We start from the raw sequence: 23,657 nt of genomic DNA, 5'->3' as shown, positions 1-23,657 counted from the left end.
ACGGCCCCCCCCCCCAACCCCCCCCCCCCCCCCCCCCAACCCCCCCCCCCCCCCCCCCCTGCCGGGGGGGGGGGCCGGGGGGGGGCGCCCCCCCCGGGCCCCCACGCCCCACCTCACTGCTACGGGTCTTCCCGTTCGGGTGATTTCTGTCCAGTCGATGACGTAACTGGACCTAATATCCCGTCTCATGACAGAAAGCCAGACCCGGCGGGCGACCGACACCGACGTGGTCATCCTCGGCGCCGGACCCGCCGGGCTCGTGCTCGGCAACCTCCTCCAGGACAGCGGCATCGACTGCGTCGTCCTGGAGCGTGCCGAGCGCGCGCACGTCCAGACGCGGGCGCGTGCCGGGTTCCTGGCCGCCAACACCGTCCGGATCCTGGAGCGGCACGGGCTGGCCGAGGGGCTGCACCGGCACGGCCAGGCCCACAGCACCTGCGAGTTCCGCACCGCCGACGGCAGGTTCCGGCTGGACTACAGCGGGCTCGGGCACGGTGAACGGCACACTGTCTACCCCCAACAGCTGCTGGTCACCGATCTGTTGACGCGGTTCCTGGCCGCCGGTGGACGGGTCGGCTTCAGCACCGAGGCGATGGCCGTCCTCGACACCGACACCGACCGGCCTTCGGTGACCGTACGCGAGGCGGACGGCCGGCCCGGCCGTTGGAGCGCGCGGTACGTGGCCGGGTGCGACGGACGACACGGCGCGGCCCGGCGCTCACTGCCGCCCGGCTCGGTGCGCCGGCACCACCGCGACCACGGCGTGACCTGGCTCGGTCTGCTCGCCGAGGCGCCGCCGAGCCTGGACGCCGTCGGCTACGCGGTGCACGAGCGGGGCTTCGCCGGGCACATGGCACGCACGAGCGAGATCACCCGTTACTACGCGCAGTGCGAGCGCGGTACCGCGGCCGACGCCTGGCCCGAGGAACGGATCTGGGACGAGCTGGACCTGCGGATGCGGGCCACGGAGTACGGCCCGCTGCACCGGGGCCGCGTCGTCCAGCGGGCCGTCGTCGACCTGGAGTCCGACGTACTCGAACCCCTGCGGCACGGCTCGCTGTTCCTGGTGGGCGACGCCGCCGCCCTCGTCAGCCCCTCCGCCGCGAAGGGCGCCAACCTCGCGGTCCTGGAGGCGGAGATCCTCGCCGAGGCCCTGGCCGACGACCTCCTCCGCCACGACTCCAAGGGGATCGACGCCTACTCCGCGCGCTGTCTGCCGTACATCTGGCGTGCGCAGGAGTTCTCGCACTGGATGATCCGGCTGCTGCACGGCCCGTCCGGCGCCTCGGACGAAACGTCACTGTTCGACAACTCCCTGCGGCGCTCCCGCATGACGTCGCTGCGGACTTCGCGCAGCGCCCAGGACTGGTTCGCCGAGCACTACGTCGGCGTCTGAGGCCCCTTTTCCCGCCCCATTTCCCACCCTTTTTCCGACCCCTTTCCCGACCCACTTCCCGACCCTTTTCCTTTTCCCCTTTTCCCTTACGTCTATGAATAATGAGGATCCCCGCAATGATCACGACGTTGTCGGGCGACACGTCGCGCCTGCTCGCGACGGTCGACTTCGTCAAGGAGCAGGACACCCCCGCCCTGCTCCCGCTCCTGTTCCCCGGGCTCGACGGCCCCGAGCTGCGGACGCTCGTCGAGCACTGCCGCTTCTCCCATGCCGCGCTGCTCGTCTTCCCGTCGGACGAGGCCGAGTTGGGCGCCATGCTCACCGACTGCGGGCTCGTCGCGGCCCTGCCGGCGCAGCCGAGTGTCGTCGTACGGGACCGACTGGCCGTACGGCATCGGCGCCGGGCGGCCGAGCTGGACGTCGGCATCCTGCGCCCCGCCGTGACCGGCACGGACGGGGCGCACCGCATGGTCGAGGTGTTCGCGCTGACCGTGCCGCCGGGCTCGGACCTGGACACGATCGCGGCGCACGAGCGTGAGCGGCAGCACGAGACGCACGTCGCCTTCGACGTCGCCTCGCCCGACCCGCTGGTGCTGCGCGGCCTGTGCGCGACCTTCGCACGGTACGGGGCCGCCCCGGACGGCGGCGGCTACAACCCGCACGAGAACGGCACCGTCTTCTACTTCGGCGCGCCCGCCGAGGCCAAGGTCGGCTACCGGCGCGTGGAGCTGTACGTCCCCGGCGACCACCGCGACGTACTCGCCGCCCACCTGGACGAGCACCGCGCCCGCCAACCCGCCGAAACGCTCCTGCGCCTGCTGACCGGGGCGTGGACGACCCAGGCGCTGGCCACGTTCACCCAGCTCCGGGTGCCCGACGCCATGGACGTCGAGCGAGGGGTCGAGGTCGAGGAACTGGCACGAAAGGTCGGCGCGAGGCCTCGGAACCTGTCGACGCTGCTGCGCTATCTCGCGATGCTGGGGGTGGTGACGGAAGCCCGCGACGGTTTCCGCCTCACCGGGTCGGGCGCACTGCTGCGGACCGGCACCCCAGGCTCCATGCGGGCACTGGCGCTGATGTACGGCGGCCCGTTCTACGAGTCCTTCGCCGGGCTCGGGCACACCGTGCGCACGGGAGAGGTCGCCTTCGAGCACCTCTTCGGCGAGAACCACTTCGACCACTTCGCCCGCGACCCCCACCTCGCGGAACTCTTCGACCAGTCCATGGCCGCCGGATCCGCCATGTTCGACCCGCTGCCCACGCATCCGGCGCTCGTCGCGGCGGCCGAGGCGCCCGCCGGGGCCACGGTGGTCGACATCGCGGGCGGCAACGGGGAGTTGCTCGGCCGTATCCTCGCCGCGCACGCACACCTGAACGGGATCCTGCTGGAGCGCCCGCACGCGGTCGAAGCAGCCCGCCACCGCCTTGCGCAGGCCGGCCACGACAGCCGATGCGCCTTCCTGACCGGCGACTTCGCGGACGTACCGGCGGGCGGTGACGTCTACGTCCTGGCCCGCGTCCTGCACGACTGGGACGACGACCGCTGCCGCGAGATCCTGCGCCACTGCGCCCACGCGATGCCGGACCACGCCGACCTGCTCGTCGTCGAACGCGTACTGCCCTCCGACGGCTCGGTCTCACTGGCGACGGCCTGGGACCTCCACATGATGTGCAACGTCGGCGGCCGCGAACGCCAGGCCGCCCACTACGACAGGCTGTTCGCGGACGCCGGCCTCACCCTGGTGGCCCAGACACCACTGCCCCTGGACGGCAGTGTGCTGCACGTCAGGAAGGCCGGGCCGAGTCATGCAGTATGTAATGCATGACGAGGACAACTAACCCTTACTCCCTGAGTGCCGGCGTCCCCTCCGTCGAGGTCTTCCGCCGTCTGCGGACCGACGCCGGCCTCTCGGACAAGGCCCCCGAAGCGGTGACGCTCGCCCTGCCCAACACCTGGCACGGCGTGGTCCTCCACCACGAGGGGGAGCCCATCGGCATGGGACGGATCATCGGCGACGGCGGTACGGCGTTCCAGATCGTCGACGTCTGCGTGCACCCCGCCCACCAGGGGCGGGGTCTCGGCAGACGCATCATGGCCGCGCTCACGGCGGAACTGGAGCGCCGGGCACCCGCCACCGCGTACGTCTCTCTCATCGCGGACGGCCCCGCCCGCCTCCTCTACGAGGGGTTCGGCTTCGCCGACACCGCCGCCCACGGCTCGATCGGCATGTACCGCGTGATGACGCGGGACGCCGTACCGCCGCTCGGGCAGGACTCCTGAAAGGTCATCCGGCGGGATTCACCCCGCCCTCCTGTGGGTGTGGCGCCGGAGGCGGAGCCACTCGCGGGCCTTCCGCGGAGCCGACGGAGTCGGTCCCGCTGCGGGCATCCCGGGGCGGCCGTAGTGGAAGGAGGCGATGCGGTCGTCGTGCTGCGCGTTGAGCCGGTGGATGAGGAGCACCCCCACGGCGATCATCGCGATGGTCACGATCACGGTCAGGAATGTCTCCACGGTTCTCACCTTCCGGTCGGCTGACGCGCCGACTCCTCCATCAACCGGCTCGCGGTCGACGTGCCCAGTGGATCGCTCGCCGCGGCCATCAGCCAGGCTGCCTGGTCGGCGGGCGTCTGCGGCGGGATCACCAGGAGGTTCCAGCGGCCCCTGCGGTACGAGAGCAACAGCAGTTCGTGCGGGTCCTGTTCCGCCAGGAACCAGCCCACCTTCACCACGCGCCCGCCGACGGGCACCTTGCGCGGAACGACCGGCCAGTGGACGGGATTCACCGTGATCCGGGTGATCCGCCCCCACAGCGGATCCAGTACGGCGGTCAGGGCGGGGAGTTCCGCGCCGAGGTCGCGGGAGCGGGGCCACCAGGCGCCGTCCAGCAGAGCCGGCGCGGGACCGGCGGGAGCCAGTGACAGACGAAGGGAAGGCGAGGACGAGGCGAACCGGTCGTCGACGTCGGCTGTCCGAGGGTGGGAAACGGTCGCGGTCATCACGCAGACCCTGCCCCGGGCCGGTCATGACCGGCCCGGCGTATTCGATCGCCGAAAACGACACCGGCATGGCAGCCGGTGCGCGAAGTGTCCTCGGTCTTTCCAGCGTACTCCGCGGACAGACCCGACGGACCGTACGCCGAAGGGGGACCGGCAACGGTCAGGTCTGCCGCGCTCTCGCGGTACCCCCCGGCAGTAGAGTGAGGTATCCGGCCCCCTCCCGTACGGGGACACCGAACCCCGAGGTCGCCATGCAGGCCATGCACACACCTTCGGACGGGCACGCCGAGGTCCGGGTCGTCGCTGCATCCCCCGAGGTCGCCCGTCGGGTCGCGGAGATCCTCCGCCACTGCTTCGACACGACCGAGCAGCGCAGCTATCCCGCGGGCCCGGACGGCGGGACCCGTCTCGACCTCACCGTGGACACCGCTCGCGCGGCGGAACCCGCTCGGTCCTGGCTGGAGACCAGCCGGTCCGCGCAGGCGACCCCCGGCGGAAATCGCCCCGCAGCGAAGTAGCACGAACTCGGCGGGGTACCTGGAGGATGCCGTACCGCCTGCGGAAGCACTCGCTGCCGATGGTGCGTTTCGGTCATACGATGACGAAATGGGTTCACCACCCGCCGGAGTCCGCACAGACAGGGAGCAGGGCATGATCCGTTCAGCCGACATCCGCGAGTGGCGCAACCAGGACGTGGTCGATGTGAAACAGCGCCGGATCGGCATGCTCGAAGCGGTCTACGTGGACACGGCCACCGACGAACCGGCCATGGCCACCGTCCGGACCGGGCTGCCCACCCGCCACCGGCTGGTCTTCGTCCCCCTCGACGACGTGGTCCTCGGACCGGGCTACGTCCGGGTCTCCTACGACAAGGGGCGGGTCCGGAAAGCCCCGTCGATCGGGACGGACGACGTGCTGCCCGCCGAGCAGGAGGAGCAGATCTTCCGGCACTACGGCATGACGTACCGGCCGGGAGCCGGGGGCGAGCGCCAGCTCGCCCGCCGCTGAGGTGGTCCGGGGTGATGGCGCTCTTTCTGCTGCTGGTCCTGGTGGCCGTCGTACTGGGAATCATCGGTGCGGCGGCCGACGGCCTGGGTTTTCTCCTGGTCATCGGCATCGTGGTCCTCGTCGCCGACCTGGCCTTCTTCGGTGCGCGGGTGTCCCGGCGCGCCCGGCGGCGTCCCGTCCGCTGATGGCGGACGGGACGCCGGTCTGCCGTGCGGTTCAGTCGGTGAGGTGCGCGATCGACAGGGTCGTGGTGGTCGGGGAGCTGCCGGACATCGCGGAGCCGTAGTCGGGCGTGGCGGACACGAAGGCCCAGGTGAGGCTGCCGTCGGGGAGCGTGGCGATGTCTCCGGCCACACGGGCGTCCACGACCTCGTCCGCCGAGACCGGCTTCCCTGTGGCGTCGACGACCCGCAGGTGGGTACCGGTGAACTTCCCCGTGCACGTGCCGTCCTTGCAGGTGGCGTCGGCGACGCTCTCCCACGAGACCAGCAGGTTCCTGCCGTACGGGGTGATGCGGACGTTGCGGTGATCGGTACCGGGGTCGTTCGTCAGCGCCACCACGCTGCCCGGTGTCGAGGCGTCCTTCAGGAACGCGAGCGCCACCTGGTGGGTGTCGGTCTTCGGGGTGACCGTCCAGCCTCGGCCGCTGCTGTCCGCCGTGTTCTTGACCGCCGAGGCCGCTCCACGGGAGGCGAAGGCCGTGGCGTATCCGCCGGTGGACGTCTTCACCAGGTCACCGGAGTTGCCGGGGTACGCGCCGCCGCAGTAGCCCGCCCAGCACTGCTCGCGCTGGACGACGGGGGCGTCGTCCGGAGCGCTGATCCCGGTGCTGACGAACAGTCCCGAGCGCCAGTCGTCGAAGCAGAGGGACGGGAAGTCGCCGGAGGCCGCCGGGGCCAGGGCGATGCCCTCGTTGTGGCTGCAACCCCAGTCCCAGCCGCCGGACTTCACGGCCCCGGTGTCGTCGACGTAGGCCAGCTTGTCGCCGTAGTGGCCGTCCGCGAAGCCGCCCGCGCCGTGCACGACGAAGTAGGCGCCGTACTTGCCGCCGTTCCACTTCAGCGCGCCGTCGAGCACCGGCGAGGTGTCGTTGCTCGCGGTGCCGGTCAGCTTCTTGCTGAAGAGGGCGGAGCCGTCCTTGTAGCGGATCAGGGCGGCGGCCGTGTCGCCCCACTTGTTGCTGTCCGGGACCCTGGTCAGCAGCGCGAAGCCGTCGTCGTGGGCGACGAGTCCGCTGACCTCCTTCGTGTCCGGGACCACGGTGTCGGTGCCCTGCCGTGCCAGGGCAGGCGACAACGAGGTCACATGGACGCCGTCGGACGCCGGCCAGGCCACCCGTACCGAACCGTCGGGGGCTGCCTGGGTGTCGACGCGGGTCCACTCCCGGAGCTGGTTGTAGCCGGGCTCCTGGTAGCCGAAGGCCGCCGGGAGCGTCACCTTCGAGACGCTGAGCTTCTGGGCGAGCGTCGCGCTCGTGCCCGTACTCGCGGAAGCGGAAGGCGAGGCAACGGGGGAGGCGGAGGCAGACGCGGAAGGTGAGGCGGAGGCAGAGGCGGAGGCGGAAGTCGTGGCCGACGCCGACGGGCTCGCCGTACCCGCACCCGTACCGGGAACCGCCGCCAGCTTCCACTGCTGGTTGCCGCCGCCGTTCGCCCTGTACTGGATGATCCCGGCACCGTCGGCGGTCGAACGCCCCCTGACGTCCAGCACCTTGCCACTGTTGCGGTTGACGACCTTGACGGCGCCGCCGGTCAGGTCGGTGATCTTCCACTGCTGGTGCGTGGCCCCGGAGCCGGCCGACTGGTCGACCGCGGCCTTGTCCGCCTTCGAGGCGCCCCTGACCTCCAGCGCCTTGCCACTGTTGCGGTTGACCAGTTCGTAGTAGCCGCCGCTGGTGGACTTCAGCCGCCACTGCTGGTTCGTGCCGCCGTCGTCGACGCGCTGGACGACCGCCGCGCCGTCGGCGGTGGAACCGTCCGCGACCTCCAGCACCTTGCCGCTGCTGACCGACACCAGCCGGTAGTAGCCGGTGGAGTCGATCGTCGCGGCCTCGGACTCCGGCTGGGAGAGCAGCAGATACGGCCCCACCACCGCCGGCACCCCGATCAGCAGACCCGTCACGGTCCAGCGTTTGCGGTGCCGGCCGCGCGGTCGCCGCCGGGTGCCGGCCGCCCGGTCCGTGCGGCCGGGCTCCTTGATGTCGCTCATGCGCTGGATCTCCTTGGACGCGCCACGTACGGGTCGATCCACGAGCCGACTCGTGGACCGGCTCGTGGATCGATCGGTAGTGGCCGCCGAGGAGGAGAAGGTTGCCGGGCGCGGTGCCCTTATGCCGCCGGGCGGGTGCCCGGAACCGCCCCGTGGCCGATCTGTTCGGGGATGTCGCTGTCCTGGCCGTAGACCTGGACCCGGTAGTAGGAGGTGGCTCCGGCCGGTGCCTCCGTGTCCAGATAGGAGACCGCCGTGCCGGGGAGGGTCGAGGTCAGTTCGTCCCAGACCTGGGTGGTGGTGTTCCAGCGCTGGATCGCGACCGAGGACGGTTCCGGGCAGAAGTCCCACTGGCAGGCCCACGCCCAGGTGAGCAGCACACCGGCCGCCGAGCCGCTCGCGGCCAGGGTCATGGAGTTGCCGAAGCCCTCGCCGATCCAGGGCAGCACCTTCGCCTCGGAGCGGACGCCGGCCGCGTTCACCGCCACCACCGCGTAGTAGCCGTTGGAGTAGTCGACCATCGCGTCGGTGTCGGTCACGGTGGCGGCGGTCACCGGCTGGTTCTGGATCCGGATGCCGGGGTGGGCCGCGTCGTTCCAGTACCGGTAGACGAGGTACCCGGTGGCGTCGGGCACCGGCTGCCAGGACAGCACCACCGTCAGGTCACCGGTCCGCCGTCCCGTGAGGTCCGCGGGCCGGGCGGGACGCGTGACGTCCTCGGCGTACGGGCGTACCGCGCAGGTGTTCTCGGAGAAGTTCGAGCGGACGCCCGCCGCGCTCACGGCGATGACCTGGTAGCAGGCGGGGACGCCGGCCGGTGCGCCGGTGTCGGTCCACTCCGGGGCGGCCGTGGCGGTGAGGCCGTCGACAGCCTTGATGTACACGGCGTCCGTCTCGGTGCGCCGCCAGACCTCGTAGCTCGCCGCGGCGGGGTCGTTGAGCGGCCAGGTCAGCCGGATGCCGTCGACGGTGGCAGCCGCGGCCGGCATCTCCGGGACCTGCGGGGCGCCGGGCAGCGGCCCGTCGTTCGAGTCGGGCACGTCGACCCAGATCCAGTCGCTGTAGTTGCCCTCGAAGCCGCGCACCCGCAGGCAGTAGCGGGACTTGCGGTACGGATCGGTGTCCAGGTAGTAGGAGTTGACCGTCTCGAAGGTCCAGGTGCCCATGTCGCACACGCCGCCGTAGGTCGTGCGGAACAGGTAGTAGCTGTAGACCTCGGACGGCGGGGAGTCGTTCCAGTCGAGCAGGATGCCGGCGGTGGCGGGGTCACGGGTGGCGGTAAGTCCGGTGGGCGCGGGCGGCTTGGGCGCGGGCGGGGCCAGCCGCTGGAGCCGCACGACGGTGCCGGTGGAGCGGTTGCCCAGCCGGTCGACGGAGACGACCCGGTAGTACGGGCTGGCGTCGGCGGCGATCGGGCTGTCGGTGAGAGTGCAGCGGACCAGCTCACCGGCGTCCGGCAGGGCCGCGCACTGGGGTGTGCGGGCGCTCCCGCTGTCGGTGAACGGGCCGTCGGCGCTCGTGCTCCGGGTGATCTGGTAGCCGGCGAAGTCCTGCTCGTAGCCGGGCCAGCCGGTGGTGGTCCAGGTCAGGGTGGCTGTGGTGCCGCCGACGGGTGCGGTGACCTCGGGCGCGGTGGGCGCCTGGGGCGCGGTGGTGTCCGGCGGCAGCGGGCGGCTGACGGAGACCGGCTCGGTCCAGGCCGAGTACGTGCGCGATGTGCCGCCGTCGATGACCTTGCCGACGGCACGCACCCGGTAGTGGCGGGTGCCGCCCGCGGGCAGGCCGGTGTCGGTGAACCACGGCAGGGTGCGGGGGGTGTCGGCGCCGACGAGCAGGTCCCAGGGGCCGGAGGCCGAGGAGGAGGACTGCACCTGGTAGCCGGCGGTCAGGCCGTGCACGGGGCTGCCGAACGGGTTGGCGGTCCAGTCCAGCACGGCCTTGTCCTCGCTCGACGAGCCCATGAGCCCGGTAGGACGCTGCGGCGGGTACAGCCCCGTGTCGGGGCGGAGCGCGGAGGCGACGGTCGAGGCGGACTCACCGGGCTCGGTGGTGGCCGGGGCGGACTCGTTGCCGGCGGTGTCGACGGCCGTCACCCGGTAGTACGCGGTGATGCCGATCGGGGCGTCCTTGTCGGCGTACGCGTTCTCCTGGACAACTGCGGCGTTGGCGCTCCGGATTCTGCTCCAGGGACCGGCGGGGGCGGTCGCGCGGTAGACGTGGTAGCCGGCGAAGGCGTCCGTGGTGCTGTAGTCGTCGTCCCAACTCGGGCCCCAGCTGAGGTAGTTCTCGCCGAGGTCGTCGCCCGCGTCGGGTACGCCGTTGTCGTTGAGGTCGATGTCGCCGTAGCCGTCGGCGCCCAGGAGGTCGGGGGCGCGCGGCGGGGTCTTGTCGGCCGGGACTGCGGAGGCGTTGGCCGAGGCGCGGGACTGGTTGCCCGCGCGGTCCACGGCGGTGACGGCGAACCAGTACTTGGTGCCGTTGCGCAGCCCGGTCGAGTTGAACGAGTTGCCGGTCAGCAGGGCGGAGCCGCTGACCCTGTGGGCGGTGTCGATCTTCACCGGGGTGCTGGTGGAGCGGTAGACCCGGTAACCGGCCAGATCCGCCTCGGCGTTGCGGGCCCAGCTGACGGTCGCCTTGGCGTCGCCGGGCACCGCCTTGGCCGAACCGGGGGCCAGCGGGGCCACCTTGTCCGGGGTGGTCGGGGCGAGCCCTGCGGAGACATTGGCCGAACCCGTGATGGCCACGTAGTCGACCCGCACGGTGTGCGTCCCGGCGGGCACGGTCACCTTGACGCTCGCGCGCTGCGTGGAGGCGTAGTCGCGCCACAGGTTGACGTACCGCTTGCCGTCGACCCAGACCCGGATGCCGTCCTGGGCGGCGGTCCTCAGCAGGAAGGGCCCGCCTCCGCCGAAGTTCCTGCGCATCGTCCAGCGGACGCCGAAGCGGTCGTTGGGGAGCGATATTCCGGCGGGGTGGCCCTTGCCCCAGTTCTCGCTGACGGCCTTGTCGCACAGGGACTTGCGGGGTGTGCCGGTGAGGGTGGTGTTGGCGTAGTAGTCCGCCTTCCACACCCCGTCGGCACAGCTCACGGCCGCGACCGGCACCGCGTCCGGCCGGGCCTCGGGCGCGGACGGGGGCTGCACGGTACCGACGACGAGCGCGGCCCCGGCGGCGGTGACCGGCAGCAGCAGCCGGTGCGGCGCCCGGACTCGGGAACGCGGGGGAACGGGTCTGCCCATGCGGGGCGGCATCCTTCCTCGGGCCCGGGGCAGCACCACATGGCAGGACGGATCGGATGGTTCCCCCGGGTGATCACTTTTCCTGCCCGGCGATGATGACATGCGCACAGTTGTTCGCGCGCCAATTCGTGCAGAACTCGTACAGAGATCGTGTCCGCGTGTGGAAGCGGTGCGATGCGGCTCAGACCGGTTCGAGTCGCCGTTCCCCGTCCCGCCGCGGTTCCGGTTGCGGTTCCGTTTGCGATTCCGTTTGCCGGGGCGGCGCGGGCTTCCTTTCCCACTCTTCGGTCGTGCGCAGATAGGCGTCGACGACCGAGATCATCGCCAGGAGGATCAGGGGGCCGAAGATCCACGGCTGCCCGGCCAGCTCCAGCGACAGATAGCGGTACGACACCAGGAGCAGCGCGAAGACCGCCGTGCCGTGGGCGACCAGTTGGATTCCGGTTCGGTCCCAGCCGCGTGCGTGCGCGCGCAGGGCGCCCTCGACCGTGAGCGCGAACACCACACCGGCCACGAGATCCGCGCCGTAGTGGTAGCCGAAGCCCAGCGTCGCGGTGAGCGTGGCAATCAGCCAGAACGTGCCCGCGAACCGCAGGAACCGCGGCCCTTGGCGCGAGTGGACGAAGATGGCGGTGGCCCACGCCGTGTGCAGGCTCGGCATGCAGTTGCGGGGCGTGATCCCGTCGTACGGCATCGGCTGCGGGACGGTGTGCGGCGGGAGCGTGTTGGGCCACAGGTCGGCCACCGCCCAGTGCCCGCCGCCCGTGCCGAAGGCGCCGGTGCCGTAGGCGAAGACCGGGCCGACCACGGGGAAGATCATGTAGATGCCGGGGCCGAGGACGCCTATCGCGAGAAAGGTGCGCACCACGTGATGGCGGGGGAAGCGGCGCTCGGCCGCGACGTGGCGCAGCTGGTACAGCGCGACGAGGACAGCGGCCACCGCGAGCTGGATGTAGACCCAGTCGAGGACATGGGCGCCGATGGGACCGGTGGCCCGGACGATCCGGCCCACGACCCACGCCGGGTCGCCCAGCGCGCGATCGGCGGTCGCCACGTACTGGTCGAGCACCATCGGGCGGGTCTTCGCCGTGATCAGCAGCCAGGTGTCGCCCGCCTTGCGCCCGGCGACCAGCAGCAGGGCGAGGCCTACGCCCTTGAGCAGCAGGGCCCGTTCCCGGCCGGTGCGGCGCGTGACGGCTACGACCCCACAGCCGAGGATCACCCACAGCGCGCCGTTCCCGAAGCAGTGCCCACCGCCCGTACCCGCCCCGGCCGCCCACCGCACCAGCGCGAAGACGACGTCGATGCCGACCGCCGCGCCGGCCGCGACGAACCGCTGCCGCCGGGTGAGCACCACCATCATCAGCGCCATGCTGGCGTACAGCAGAGGCCCTGACTTGGGGGCGAACACGACCTCCCGCGCCTGGTTGGTGATCGGCCCCGGCAGGCCGTGGCGACGTGCGGCGAACTCCAGTGCGAGGAGGAATCCGCCTACCGCCACGGCCGCCACGGCCCAGGGTCTGAAGAAAGGTATTCGCGACGACATAGACGGCTTCCCCCTGGTTTGCCGGACTGTTGCTCGGTGTTCATGGCTTCCGGCAGAGGAAGAGGGAAAGATCGGCGTCCGGGTTCCCGTCGGTCGGTCAGCGTTGCGGAAGAAGAACTTCCTGCTGGAGGAGGACGTCCGCCGCCCGTTCGGCGAGCATCGTCACGGGGGCGTGCGTGTGGGCTCGTACGATGCTCGGCATGGCCGAGGCGTCCACGACCCGCAGGCCCGTCAGGCCCCGGACCGCGAACGTCGGGTCGACGACCGACTGTTCGTCCGTGCCCATCCGGCAGGTGCTGACGAGGTGGTGGATGCTGCCGCCCGTGGCACGGACGTAGGCGGCGATGTCCTCGAAGTCCTCGGACAGCGCTCCGTCGGTGAGCGGCTTGCCGAGCCACTCGGCGAAGTCCGGCTGCCGCAGGACGCGTTGGGCGGCACGGACCCCCGCCACCAGGGTCGCCAGGTCGGCGCCGTCCGGGTCCGACAGATAGCGCGGGTCGATGACCGGGGCGTCGTGCGGATCGGCGCTGCGGAGCGTGATCGCGCCCCGGCTGCGCGGACGCAGGAGGATCACGCCCAGGGCCATGCCGTGCTCGGCGGTCCGCTGGTGCTCGCCCAAGGGAAGCACCAGGTGGACGACCTCGATGTCCGGGGCGTCGAGCTCCTCGCGCGTCCGCAGGAACAGCAGGGCCTCGGAGATGATCGAGTCCAGGGTGCCGTGGCGGTCGCGCAGATACTGGTCAATCTGCTCGGCCGACGCCCCCGAGCCGGGCGACCAGAAGCCCATCGCCTCGAAGGCCAGCGGGACGAGCAGATGGTCGGTCAGGTCCCGGCCGACGGACGGGAGATCCCGTACGACGGGCACGCCGTGCCGGGACAGCTCCTCGGCCGGGCCCACGCCCGACAGCAGCAACAGGTGGGGGCTGCCCACGGATCCGGCGGAGAGGACGACCTCGCGCCGGGCGCGGAGGACGGTCTCTGTGCGCGCGCCTCCCCCGCCCTCGATCTCGACGCCGATCGCCCGGGTGCCCTCGAACACCACCCGGCGTACCAGGGTGTCCGCAAGGACGGTGAGGTTCGGACGTTCGCGGGCCGGTGTGAGGTAGGCGTCGGCCGAGCTGTGGCGCAGGCCGTCGCGGTGGGTCGCGCGGGCCAGGGCGTAGCCCTCCTGGACCTCGGCGGCGGGGACGTACCCGAGGCGGGCGCACGCGTTGGTGAACGCCGGGGTCACCGGCAGCGGGTAGCGCATGCCCGCCAGGCTGATCCGCTGCTCGGCGCGCTCGAAGTAGGGCTGGAGGGTGTCGTGGTCCCAGCCGTCGAGGCCGGCCTCGGCCCAGCCGTCGTAGTCCGCGCGGTGGCCGCGCGTCCACAGCTGTGCGTTGATCACCGAGGAGCCGCCGACCGCCTTTCCGCGCGGGATCGGTATGGTCCGGTCGGCCAGGCCGGGCTGCGGCGCGGTGGCGAAGTCCCAGTCCAGGTCGCCGCCGAAGAGGCGGGGGAACAGGATCGGCACCTGCACTTCGGGGCGGGTCTCCGGCGTTCCGGTGCCGGCCTCGATGAGCAGCACCTGTGCCGTGCCGTCCGCGCTGAGCCGGTCGGCGAGCACGCATCCGGCCGAGCCGGCGCCGACGATCACGTAGTCCCACTGGTTCTCGCTGTTGACCTCGCTCACTTCGCGACCGCCTCTCGGCTCCGGTCGAAGGCCACACCCCAGGTCGTGCTCCTCAGGCGGCGGTTCTCGGTCATGACGACTCCATTCCTTGCCGTGTGTGCTGTGTGCTGCGATGGGGGTTCGATGTGCGGTGCGTTGGCGGGAGTTGCGGGTGGTTCAGCGGGTCGCGGGGATTCCGCTGTCCCCGGTGGGGGCGGGGGTCGGCGTCGTCTGCGCGGCGGCCGTGGGCTGCCGGTCCCGCAGGACGTGGCGGAGCAGGGCGAGGCCCGCCAGCAGGGCCACCAGGCCGCACACGCCGTTCCAGCCGAATGCGGAGTACGCCCGGACGCCCAGCCACGATCCGGCGCTGCCGCCCAGGAACGCGCAGGTCATGTACGCGGTGTTGAGGCGCGAGCGGGCCTCCGGGCGCAGCGCGAAGATACGGGCCTGGTTGGCGACCTGACCGGACTGCATGGCCACGTCGAGCAGCAGCATCCCCGCGCCCAGGCCCACCAGACCGACGGCGCCGCCGAGATGACCGGTCAGGAGCAGCGCCCCCGCGGCGATGGCGCCCACCATGCACACCAGGTTCACGGGGTCGGGTCCGAGCCGGTCGACGCGCCGGCCCGCGACGGGCGTGGCGAACATGCTGGCCGCGCCGACCAGGGCGATGACGCCGACGGCCGGGGTGCCCAGGTCGTAGTGCGGGCCCGTGATGTAGAGGGCGAGGGCGGTCCAGGCGGCGCTGAACGCGGCGAACACCAGGACCTGGTACTGGCAGGAGCGGCGCAGCAGCGGTTCGGTGCGCAGCAGGTGCAGGGAAGCCGCGATCAGCGCCGGGTAGCGCTGGTCGGTGCTCGGCGTGGTGTGCGGGAGGGCGACGGCCAGCGCGAGGGTGAGGATCAGGACCAGGCCCGCGGCGACCAGGTAGGGGGCGCGCCAGCCGAGCCATTCGCCGAGGGTGCCGGAGAAGGTGCGGGCCAGCAGGATGCCGCCGATCAGCCCGGAGAGCAGGGTGCCGGTGACGGCGCCTCGGCGTTCCGGGGCGGTCAGACCGGCCGCCATGGGGATGAGGATCTGCGGGACGACCGTGGTCAGACCGACCAGGGCACTGGCGACGGCGAGGACAGGCAGCGAGTCGGCCGCGCCGGCCAGCACGAGGCCCACGCTGGTCACCAGCAGCAGGGTGGTGACCAGCCCGCGGTGGCGGAGCCGGTCGCCGAGGGGGACGAGCAGGAAGAGGCCCGCGGCGTAACCGAGTTGGGCGCACGTGACGACCACGGCCGCGGAGGCGGGGCTCACGTTCAGGTCGTCGGCGATCAGCGGACTGATCGCCTGCGGGAAGTAGATGTTGGCCACCGCGACGCCGCAGGCGACGGAGAGCAGCAGGATCAGCGGCCGGCTCAGCACCGGCGGCGCAGGGGAGGGAACGGCAGAAGCCACGACACACCTCGACCAGGAAGGGAGGAAAGAAGCAACGGAAGGGGACGGTGGCGACGCCACCATGAGGAACCGCTTTAACCGGTTCCATCAACGTACCAGTAAAACCGGTTCCGCAGTAGGCTGATTCGTATGGCTGCAACTCCCGCACCGCCGGCCCCCCGATTCCGCAGCGGCTCCGGACGGATCTCTCTGGACTTCATGCGGACCCTGAGGCTGCGCGGCCTGGACGGTGTCACCGAGGAACTGGACACCCCCGAGGCGCTGACCGCCTGGGTCGTCCAGCTGGGCCCGTACGCCGAGGACACCGTCGTCCCGGTTCCGTCGCGGGCCGTGCTGCGTCAGGCGCGGGAGGTGCGGGAGGCCGTCCACACGCTCCTGACGACGGCCCGCGACGGCGGCGGCCCCGCCGCATGCCCTGTCGAGGTCCGTACGCTGCTGAACCGGGCGGCCTCCGCCGCGCCGCCGGTGCCGGTGCTCGACGACCGCGGCAGGCTCGTCCACACCGCCGCGGACCCGGTCGGCGCGGTGCTCTCCGACATCGCCCGCGACGCGCTCACCCTGGCGACGTCCCCCGCGCTGGAGCGGGTCCGCGCCTGCGCCGGTCCGGCCTGCGCGGCCTGGTTCCTCGACACGTCACGCCCGGGCAACCGGCGCTGGTGCTCGATGGACGCCTGCGGGAACAAGGCGAAGAAGACCACGTGGCGGACGAAGCAAGTGACGGCCACGAAGGCCTGAGGCACCGGCCTGGTACGTCACTGCACCGGGCGGACGAAGGCCCGGTCGACGTACACCAGCGCATCCCGGTCCACGTCGGTGACGCAGTCCAGCACATGGCCGATGAGCATGCTGTGGTCACCGCCGTCGACGACGTCGTGCAGCCGGCACACGAGCCGGACCGCCGCCTCGGGGATGCCGGGCAGCCCCCGTTCGAGCGGGACGGTGTCACCGGCGGCGAACCGGTCGACACCGGAGGTCGCGAAGCGCCGGGCGATGTCGGACTGGTCGTGGGCGAGCACGTTGACCATGAAGTGCCCGGCGGCGGTGAAGGCGGAGTGCGTGCTGGCCTTCTTGTCCAGGCTGACCGTCACCAGCGGCGGGGCCAGGGACAGGGAGACGAAGGAACTCGCGGTGAATCCCCAGCGGCGGCCGGCCTCGTCGACCGTGGTGGTGACGACGACGGGCCCCGGGACCCGGGCCATGGCACTGGTGAAGTCGAGCTCTCGGGTGTCGGTGTCGGTGTCGGTATGGGTATCGGTGGGCATGGGATACGACCCTCCTTGAGCGAAGTGGGTTGGTCATGCGGCCAGTTCGCCGCTGCCGAAGTCGGCACCGGCCAGGACGTCGAGGAAGGACCGGGCCCAGTGGTGGACGTCCCGTTCGCGGACGTGCCGGTGCAACTCCCCCATACGGAGCCTGCGTTGGGCCTCGTCCAGGTGCAGGGCCGTGGCCATGACGTCCTGGAGTCCGGCGAGATGGTGCGGGTTGACCAGGAGCGCCCGGGTGAGTTCGTGCGCGGCGCCCGCGAACTCGCTGAGCACCAGCGCCCCGCCGAGGTCCGGACGGGCGGCGACGAACTCCTTGGCGACCAGGTTCATCCCGTCGCGCAGGGGCGTCACCAGCATCACGTCGGCGGCCCGGTAGAGGGCCGCGAGTTCGGTACGGTCCACGGTGGTGTGCAGATAGTGGACCGGCACCCGGCCGACCGTCCCGAACGTTCCGTTGATACGGCCGACCTGTGCCTCGATCCTCGTACGCTGACGCCGGTAGTGCTCGACGCGCTCCCGGCTGGGCGTGGCGATCTGGACGAGGACGGTGTCCCGCGCGGTGACCCTGCCCTCGGCCAGGAGCCCCTCGAAGGCCCGCAGCCGCTGCTCGATGCCCTTGGTGTAGTCGAGCCGGTCGATGCCCAGCATGATCCTTCTGCCGTCGCCCAGTTGACGGCGGATCCGCCGGGCCCGTTCCCGCACGGCCTCGCCGCGGGCCAGGGTGTCGAGGCCGGCCGCGTCCACCGAGATGGGGAACGCGCCGACGTGTACGTCCCGTTCGGGCAGTCGTACGGTGCCCAGCACCGGCGTACGGTGCGGACCGCCGACGTCGCCGACGCCGTGCAGTCGCCGCACCAGCCGCAGGAAGTTCTGTGCGCCGCCGGGCAGTTGGCAGCCCACGAGGTCCGCGCCGAGCAGGCCCTCCACGATCTCGGTGCGCCAGGGCAGTTGGAGGAAGAGTTCGGGGGGCGGAAAGGGGATGTGCAGGAAGAAGCCGATCCGCAGATCGGGCCGCAGGGCCCGCAACAGGGCCGGGACCAGCATCAGTTGGTAGTCCTGGACCCACACGGTGGCCCCGGGCCCGGCGATGTCCGCCGTGTACTCGGCGAACCGCCGGTTGACCCGGTGATAGCTCTGCCACCACCGCCGGTCGAACTCGGGCGCCGCCACCGCGTCATGGAACAACGGCCACAACGTGGCGTTGGAGAAACCCTCGTAGTAATCCCGGTGTTCGTCGGCGTCGAGAGGCACCGGGTGCAACCGCACCCCTTCGTGCCGAAAGGCGGCGGGCGTGTTGCCGGCAGTCCCCGCCCACCCCACCCAGGCCCCCCGCCGCCCCCGCAACACGGGTTCCAGAGCGGTGACAAGCCCACCCGGGCTGCGCCGCCAGCCCCCCGAGTCCAAATAAACGGGAAGACGATTAGCAACGACGACAAAATCGGCGTCCGGTTCCATTTCCCTGCATCCCTTCTCAAGGGGGGGACTGGCCGCGCCCCAAAGGGGCGCGGGGAACTGCGCGACCAGCCCCCACCGGCCCGCAGCCGAAGAACGACCTACGCGGCCCGAAAATCGACGATCGTCTTCAGATCAGTCGTGCTCCGATAGTTCTTGAAGATCTCGACGAGCCCCTCATAGTCCTCGAACCGATGCACCGTCGACAGCAACCGCCGCCCATCGACAATCCCCGACAACAACATCTGCATCGCCACCTGAATCACATTGGCGGAGTGATGCATCGGGAACGCCGTGACATCGAACGGCGACGCGCTGATATTGATCCCCTTCGCGAGCATCAGCCACGTGTCGAACTTCTGCATCTCCTGCGAGGCCCCGTACAGCACATACCGCCCCTTGGGCTTCAGCCGCCGCATGGCCACCCGCCGTGGATCCTTCTCCTCGTCGTCGACCTTGACGGTCGGCAACGCGTCGAAGACGTAGTCGAACGTGTTCTCCGGAACCTCGGCGATCAGCTCCTCCGGCAGATACGCCCGCTCCGAGAAGTGCTCCCCGGCATGCTGGTTGCGCACCGGGTTGGCGTCCACGGACACCACCTGGTTGGGGGCGAACATGCGCCTGATGACGCTGCCCGCGATGACGCCGATCGGGCCCGTGCCCATGATGAGGACCCGGTCGCCGATCTTCGGCGGGTTGGCCAGGATCGAGCGCAGGGCGCCGGTGGTGGGTTCGATGAACGACGCCTGGAGGTCGTCGAGGGCGTCGGGGACCTTGACGGCGGCGGCCCGCAGATCGTCGGAGAAGTTCCGGTCGGCCCAGAACACGTCCTCCTTGACCTCCCCGGAGAAGATCGGGCGCAGCGTGCGGTACTCGGCGAAGCCGCCGAAGTCGGTCTGTCCCCAGTAGACGATCCGGTCGCCGATCGCGATGTCGGGGCGGGTGAACTCCGGCCCCTTCTCGACGACTTCACCGAGGTACTCGTGGCCGAGGACGATCGGGTACTCGGAGGGGAACAGGTGCCCTTCGAAGAAGGAGATGTCCGTCGAGCAGATCGACACGCAACGGGTGCGCAGCAGCACGCCGTCGGCCGGCGCCGAGGGACGCGGCACCTCCGCGACCTGGGTCTGGCGCGGGGCGACGAGCTGGAGGGCCTTCATGGTCGGCATGGTTGTCCTTCCGGGCAGATGACGATTCACGACAGATTCCGACAGATTCACGACAGGTTCAGGTGGCTGCTAGCGGCGCATGCTCAGACCGCCGCCGAGCAGGTACTGGCCGGTCATCTCGACGTTGGTCGGCGACAGGGTGATGTGCTTCGCGGCCGAGTGCGCGTCACGGAAGTAGCGTTCGAGCAGGCTGCTCGCGTACAGCGAGGACGTACCGGCGACGGTGAACAGGCTGTCGATGGCCTGGCAGCACTGCTCGGCCACGGTCGCCGCCGCCAGCCGTACGGTCGCGCTGAGCGCGTCCCCGCCGACCTCGCCGAGCCGTTCCGCGTGCCAGGCGGCGTCCGCGAGGAGCAGCCGGGAGGCCCGGACCTGCGCCTCGGCGCGGGCGTACCGCTCCTGCACGGTGTGGCTCGCGGCCAGGGTGGTCGTACCGGCCATCGGCCTCTTCGCGACGGCGAGCCGCTGGAACTCGTACAGCGCGCCCCGGGCGGCGCCCAGCACGGTCGAGGACGAGCCGAACAGCCCGAAGTCGTAGTAGCTGATGCCGTATCCGCGCGAGGGACGGGCGGGCGGGGCGAGGAACATGTCCCGCTGGGCGACCGTGTACGCGTCGGCGACGAAGACGTCCTCGACCTCGTAGTCCTCGCTGCCGGTGCCGCGCAGCCCGAGGGTGCGCCAGTTGTCCAGCATCCGTACGGCGTGCCGGGGCACGAACAGCATCCGGATCTCCGGGCCCTGTTCCGTGAGCCGGGGTGTGCCGCCGTCGGTGATCCGGGCCGCGCACACCAGCCAGGTGGCGTGCGCCGATCCGCTGGCGAAGCCCCAGCGCCCGGAGAGACGGTAGCCGCCGTCGACGGCCTCGGCGAGCCCCGTGGGGTTGACGGAGCCGATCACCAACCCGTCCTGGTCCCGGAAGAGTTCACGCGCGACCGGCTCGGGAAGGTAGTCCGACAGCCGGCCGATGGCGGCCTGCACGCCCATCTGCCAGGCGACCGCCGGGTCGAGCCGGGAGAGTGCCTGGAGTGCCTGCGACCCCGTCTCCAGGGAGACCTGGGAGCCGCCGAGGTCGTGGGAGACCAGCATCCGGGGGAAGCCCGCGTCCCGCAGTGCCTCGAACACCGGCACCGGGGAGAAGCGCTGGCGCTCGCCCTCCTCCCGCCACTTCTCGATGACCGGGGCGATCTCGTCGACCCGCCCGAGCCAGTCCGCGGTCTCCGCCGGTACGGGCCTGTCGTCGACCAGTGAGAGAGCGTGATCGTTCTCTTGGTTCTGAGTCGCTTGGTTCTGAGCCATGTCCACCTCCTGATGTTGCTGGGAACGTAGGCGGAGGAACCTCGCGTTCAAGACCGGAATCCGGCGGGCGTGGGGGCCTCTTGACCGACGTATTACGGCGGGAAGAGACACGGAAAAGGGGGTGGCCGGCGTCCTGAGGACGCCGGCCACCCCCTGTAGAGCGGCGGATCAGCCAGCCCGGTCGAGTACGTCGACGAAGGCCAGCCAGATGTCGATGTGTTCGTGGACCGCGAGGGTCAGGGCGGCCCGGCTGTGCGGCGGTACGGCGGCCAGCAGGGCGTCGCCCCCGGCCCCCAGAAGGGCCCGGTTGTCGAGCAGCCGCAGCAGCTGCCGCCCGGACGCGGAGAACCGCAGGGTGGGATCACGGGCCAGGACGGCGAGCGGGTCCTTGCCCGGGGGCGGACCCGTCGGGGTGCGGGGCCGGGCAGGCTCCCGGAGGTGCCCGTTCCGCTCTACGGCGGTCAGCGCCACGGGCTCGTCCCGTACGGCGGCTGCGGCGACCGCTCTGCGGCCGACGGGATCCTCGCCCCGCTGCACCCGGGCCCGGACATCGCGGGCGGTCCCGACGGAGATTCCGGCGGCGCCCGCGATCTGGCGCAGCGAGGCGTCCGGGTGTTCGCGCAGATAGGCGGCGGCACGTCTGCGGCCGACGGTGGGGTCCACCGGGCGGGCCCGGCCGTCACGGCCGACCCGGGTGTTCGACTGGGGCTCCTCCCCGGTTGCACGGCGTCTGACGGCCGCCACCGTCTTCGTGGACAGCCCCGCGGCCTGGGCGACCGCCCGGTTGGACCACCTCGGGTAGGTGGCCAGGATGCGCCGGGCCGCCGCCAGCCGCTCCCGCTGGTTCAGCCGCCGCCCACGGTGCAGATTGGCCTGGACGGCCTCGACGAACGCCTGCTTCTCGTCGCCGTCGAAGTAGCGGACGTCGATGTCCGCGCGGCCGGCCAGGGTCGCCGCCGTCAGCCGGTGCATACCGTCGATGACACGCAGGGTGCGCCGGCACACCAGGATCGGCGGCAGGTCCCGTACCTCCGCCAGTGATCTGGCGTAGGCGAGATCGATGTCCCCGGCACGCGGGGAGTCGGCGGGCACGAGCGCCGCGACCGGTAATCGTCCGGTGCGCGGCGCGGCCCCGTCTTCAGGTGGTTCTCGAACTGGAAAAAGCGCAGAACTGCTGGTCATGCTCCGACTCCCCCGTCGTATGGCCGCACGTAGCTCTCTGCAGTCGCTCCACCACCGAGTTCACTTGGCGCCCGGTCCGATTGCCAGGGTCAGTTGTGGCCGACTGGACACAAGCGGCCAGAATCCCGCGTTCCGCACCTCCGGATCCGCGTCGCGGCCTCCCCCGTCCCCCCGGCCCACGGCACCCCGGGCGCCTCCTCAGCAACCCCTCCGACCTGCGCGGACACCTCGAAGACGGCAATTTTCCGCACAAGTTCCGGTCAGTTCACGGGAGTTGTAACGGACCTTTGGGAGAGTGTGGCGCTCGAACACAGAACGGGGAGGAAGAAAGTGGACAACCGGCCATTGACAGCCGCGGCACCCATTGACATTCCGGCCGACATCTCAGCCACACCCGTCGGCGCGGCCGCGGAGCTGCTGACCCGGGCCGTCGACACGCTCGCGGCGCTGACGAGTACCGAGATCGCCGACAGCTACCGCGCCCTCGCGGAGGCGGACGGGCCCACCCCGCTCCAGGAGGCCGACCCGCCGCACCAGGCGCGGGGCGGGAGTTCGGCCCCGCTGCTGGCCCTGGGTCTCGCCCATGTACTGCCCCACGATCCACCGCTGCTGCGGGCGGCGGCGCCGGTGCCGGCCGTGGAGGCCGCCCTGGTCCACAAGAAGCACGAGCTGGACGCCCAGTACGACGTCGTCGCCCGCGCCCAGCGCGAGGTGCTGCGCATCCGCCAACTCGCCGACCGGCAGGCCCAGGACACCTCCTCGCACCGGCTCGCGCAGGTGCTCACCGACTCCGACGACATCGCCGCCCTGTCCAACACGATCGGCACGGCGGCCGTCCAGGAGCATCTGACACTGGAGACCTTCCAGTACGACCTTCCGCTGAAGGCGAGTTCGGCGCAGCCGCCGACGGACGCGTCGATCGCTCGGGGCGTACGGCACCGGAGCATCTACGAGACGGGCTTCCTGACCGACCCCGTGGGCACCGAGATCGTCGAACACTGTGCGGCAGCGGGCGAGGAGATACGACTCCTGCCCCGACTGCCGATGAAGCTGAAGATCACGGACGGCTCGCAGGCCCTGCTGGCCCTCACCCCGACCGGGTCGAGCGTGGCCCTCCATCTGACCTCGCCCGTCGCCGTGGAGGCGCTGCGCCACTACTTCGAGCTCCTGTGGCGCGAGGCCCGCCCGCTGACCAACTCCCCCTCGCCCAGCGGCAGCGACCGGGAACGGCAGCGCCACGAGATCGTCGCGCTGATGCGGCAGGGCTTCAAGGACGAGGCCATCGCCCGGAGGCTGGCACTGACCCCGCGTACCGTGCGCCGCCGCATCAGCGAGTTCATGGACGAACTCTCCGCCGAGACCCGCTTCGCGGCGGGGGCGGAGGCGCAGCGGCGCGGCTGGTTCGACGCACCGGACTCGTCCGACGCGTCGGACGAGTAGAGCGCTCGCCGTACGGGAGCGGGAGTGGAGCCTGCTACACCATCGATCGGGGAGGACGCTCCCTCGTGGCGTCGTGCCGTTTGCGGGATCGTCGATCTCACCAGGTCAGCGGCTCCCACCGGGAGCCCACCGCTCCCCGAAAGGCTGTCTCCCGTGAAGGCGCTGCTCTCCTCCCGCCCCGTCCTGTGGTTCCTCTTCCTGTTCAACCTCGTCGTGGCCCTGGCCGCGCCGCTCATCGACGACAGCGCGAAGGGCATCGCGACCAGCATCGGCATGGCGGTCGTCTCCCTCGGGGCGGGAAGCGCCCTGTACAAGGGCCGCGCGCAGGCCCGCGTGGAGACCGCGCAGGGCCGGCGGCACTGACC

At 71.4% G+C, this 23,657-nt stretch carries 20 protein-coding genes and 1 pseudogene; 9 read left to right on the top strand and 12 right to left on the bottom strand.

Features of this window, described 5'->3' with window-relative positions; all coding sequences use genetic code 11:
- Window positions 1-187 precede the first annotated feature (187 nt).
- From ACFYXF_RS37325 to ACFYXF_RS37315, 3 genes are all read left to right on the top strand, one after another.
- Window positions 188-1,396 carry a 4-hydroxybenzoate 3-monooxygenase gene (locus tag ACFYXF_RS37325; protein WP_389356406.1) on the top strand — a complete coding sequence of 403 codons (1,209 nt, stop codon included), beginning with the start codon at window positions 188-190 and terminating at the stop codon, window positions 1,394-1,396.
- Between the two features lie 116 nt (window positions 1,397-1,512).
- On the top strand, window positions 1,513-3,222 hold the full coding sequence (locus ACFYXF_RS37320) for a methyltransferase (protein WP_389356405.1): 1,710 nt from the start codon (window positions 1,513-1,515) through the stop codon (window positions 3,220-3,222).
- On the top strand, window positions 3,219-3,677 hold the full coding sequence (locus tag ACFYXF_RS37315) for a GNAT family N-acetyltransferase (protein WP_389356404.1): 459 nt from the start codon (window positions 3,219-3,221) through the stop codon (window positions 3,675-3,677). Before ACFYXF_RS37320 ends, ACFYXF_RS37315 begins: the two co-directional genes overlap by 4 nt.
- 18 nt (window positions 3,678-3,695) lie before the next feature.
- On the opposite strand, the gene ACFYXF_RS37310 is transcribed toward ACFYXF_RS37315, so the two are convergent.
- Window positions 3,696-3,908, bottom strand: coding sequence for a hypothetical protein (locus ACFYXF_RS37310; RefSeq protein ID WP_389356403.1), 213 nt, complete (start codon window positions 3,906-3,908; stop codon window positions 3,696-3,698).
- 20 nt (window positions 3,909-3,928) lie between these two features.
- A pseudogene (locus tag ACFYXF_RS37305) lies at window positions 3,929-4,393 on the bottom strand (DUF5994 family protein); the annotation flags it as partial.
- A gap of 251 nt (window positions 4,394-4,644) precedes the next feature.
- On the opposite strand from ACFYXF_RS37305, the gene ACFYXF_RS37300 reads away from it, so the two are divergent.
- The 3 genes from ACFYXF_RS37300 to ACFYXF_RS37290 all read left to right on the top strand — a co-directional run bounded on the left by ACFYXF_RS37300 (window position 4,645) and on the right by ACFYXF_RS37290 (window position 5,586).
- Window positions 4,645-4,911, top strand: a complete 267-nt coding sequence (locus ACFYXF_RS37300) for a hypothetical protein (RefSeq protein ID WP_389356402.1) — start codon at window positions 4,645-4,647, stop codon at window positions 4,909-4,911.
- A gap of 133 nt (window positions 4,912-5,044) precedes the next feature.
- Window positions 5,045-5,401: a PRC-barrel domain-containing protein gene (locus tag ACFYXF_RS37295; protein WP_389356401.1), complete on the top strand. Its 357-nt coding sequence runs from the start codon at window positions 5,045-5,047 to the stop codon at window positions 5,399-5,401.
- Between the two features lie 14 nt (window positions 5,402-5,415).
- Entirely contained in the window at window positions 5,416-5,586 is a 171-nt protein-coding gene (locus ACFYXF_RS37290; protein WP_389356400.1) for a hypothetical protein, read from the top strand.
- Window positions 5,587-5,617: 31 nt separating this feature from the next.
- On the opposite strand, the gene ACFYXF_RS37285 is transcribed toward ACFYXF_RS37290, so the two are convergent.
- From ACFYXF_RS37285 to ACFYXF_RS37265, 5 genes are all read right to left on the bottom strand, one after another.
- On the bottom strand, window positions 5,618-7,609 hold the full coding sequence (locus tag ACFYXF_RS37285) for an RICIN domain-containing protein (RefSeq protein WP_389356399.1): 1,992 nt from the start codon (window positions 7,607-7,609) through the stop codon (window positions 5,618-5,620).
- 119 nt (window positions 7,610-7,728) lie between these two features.
- Window positions 7,729-10,848 carry a fibronectin type III domain-containing protein gene (locus ACFYXF_RS37280; RefSeq protein ID WP_389356398.1) on the bottom strand — a complete coding sequence of 1,040 codons (3,120 nt, stop codon included), beginning with the start codon at window positions 10,846-10,848 and terminating at the stop codon, window positions 7,729-7,731.
- 181 nt (window positions 10,849-11,029) lie between these two features.
- Window positions 11,030-12,394 carry a phosphatase PAP2 family protein gene (locus tag ACFYXF_RS37275; protein WP_389356397.1) on the bottom strand — a complete coding sequence of 455 codons (1,365 nt, stop codon included), beginning with the start codon at window positions 12,392-12,394 and terminating at the stop codon, window positions 11,030-11,032.
- A gap of 97 nt (window positions 12,395-12,491) precedes the next feature.
- Entirely contained in the window at window positions 12,492-14,066 is a 1,575-nt protein-coding gene (locus ACFYXF_RS37270) for a GMC family oxidoreductase (RefSeq protein WP_389356396.1), read from the bottom strand.
- Between the two features lie 156 nt (window positions 14,067-14,222).
- A complete protein-coding gene (locus ACFYXF_RS37265; protein ID WP_389356395.1) occupies window positions 14,223-15,488 on the bottom strand; it encodes an MFS transporter in 1,266 nt (421 codons plus the stop codon).
- A gap of 129 nt (window positions 15,489-15,617) precedes the next feature.
- Between ACFYXF_RS37265 and ACFYXF_RS37260 the strand changes: the two genes are divergently transcribed.
- A complete protein-coding gene (locus tag ACFYXF_RS37260) occupies window positions 15,618-16,223 on the top strand; it encodes a CGNR zinc finger domain-containing protein (RefSeq protein WP_389356394.1) in 606 nt (201 codons plus the stop codon).
- A 17-nt stretch (window positions 16,224-16,240) separates the two neighbouring features.
- Here the strand turns inward: ACFYXF_RS37260 and ACFYXF_RS37255 are convergent, their stop codons facing one another.
- From ACFYXF_RS37255 to ACFYXF_RS37235, 5 genes are all read right to left on the bottom strand, one after another.
- Window positions 16,241-16,750 carry a flavin reductase family protein gene (locus tag ACFYXF_RS37255; protein ID WP_389356393.1) on the bottom strand — a complete coding sequence of 170 codons (510 nt, stop codon included), beginning with the start codon at window positions 16,748-16,750 and terminating at the stop codon, window positions 16,241-16,243.
- 33 nt (window positions 16,751-16,783) lie between these two features.
- The gene (locus ACFYXF_RS37250) at window positions 16,784-18,208 is read right to left on the bottom strand and encodes a trehalose-6-phosphate synthase (RefSeq protein WP_389356392.1); all 1,425 of its coding nucleotides are present in this window, start codon (window positions 18,206-18,208) and stop codon (window positions 16,784-16,786) included.
- 98 nt (window positions 18,209-18,306) lie between these two features.
- Window positions 18,307-19,374: a zinc-binding dehydrogenase gene (locus ACFYXF_RS37245; protein WP_389356391.1), complete on the bottom strand. Its 1,068-nt coding sequence runs from the start codon at window positions 19,372-19,374 to the stop codon at window positions 18,307-18,309.
- A gap of 69 nt (window positions 19,375-19,443) precedes the next feature.
- The gene (locus ACFYXF_RS37240) at window positions 19,444-20,670 is read right to left on the bottom strand and encodes an acyl-CoA dehydrogenase family protein (protein ID WP_389356390.1); all 1,227 of its coding nucleotides are present in this window, start codon (window positions 20,668-20,670) and stop codon (window positions 19,444-19,446) included.
- Between the two features lie 168 nt (window positions 20,671-20,838).
- The gene (locus ACFYXF_RS37235; protein WP_389356389.1) at window positions 20,839-21,762 is read right to left on the bottom strand and encodes a ParB N-terminal domain-containing protein; all 924 of its coding nucleotides are present in this window, start codon (window positions 21,760-21,762) and stop codon (window positions 20,839-20,841) included.
- Between the two features lie 420 nt (window positions 21,763-22,182).
- On the opposite strand from ACFYXF_RS37235, the gene ACFYXF_RS37230 reads away from it, so the two are divergent.
- Both ACFYXF_RS37230 and ACFYXF_RS37225 read left to right on the top strand, forming a co-directional pair.
- Complete coding sequence (locus ACFYXF_RS37230; RefSeq protein ID WP_389356388.1) at window positions 22,183-23,292, top strand: helix-turn-helix domain-containing protein; 1,110 nt, start codon at window positions 22,183-22,185, stop codon at window positions 23,290-23,292.
- A 153-nt stretch (window positions 23,293-23,445) separates the two neighbouring features.
- Window positions 23,446-23,655, top strand: coding sequence for a hypothetical protein (locus ACFYXF_RS37225; RefSeq protein WP_389356387.1), 210 nt, complete (start codon window positions 23,446-23,448; stop codon window positions 23,653-23,655).
- Window positions 23,656-23,657 lie beyond the last annotated feature (2 nt).

It is taken from the genome of Streptomyces sp. NPDC002680 (assembly GCF_042889145.1).
In the GTDB taxonomy this organism is placed as follows: Bacteria; Actinomycetota; Actinomycetes; order Streptomycetales; family Streptomycetaceae; genus Streptomyces; species Streptomyces adonidis.
The sequence above is the reverse complement of the archived record's forward strand: the minus strand, read 5'-3'. Positions and strand labels throughout refer to the sequence as shown.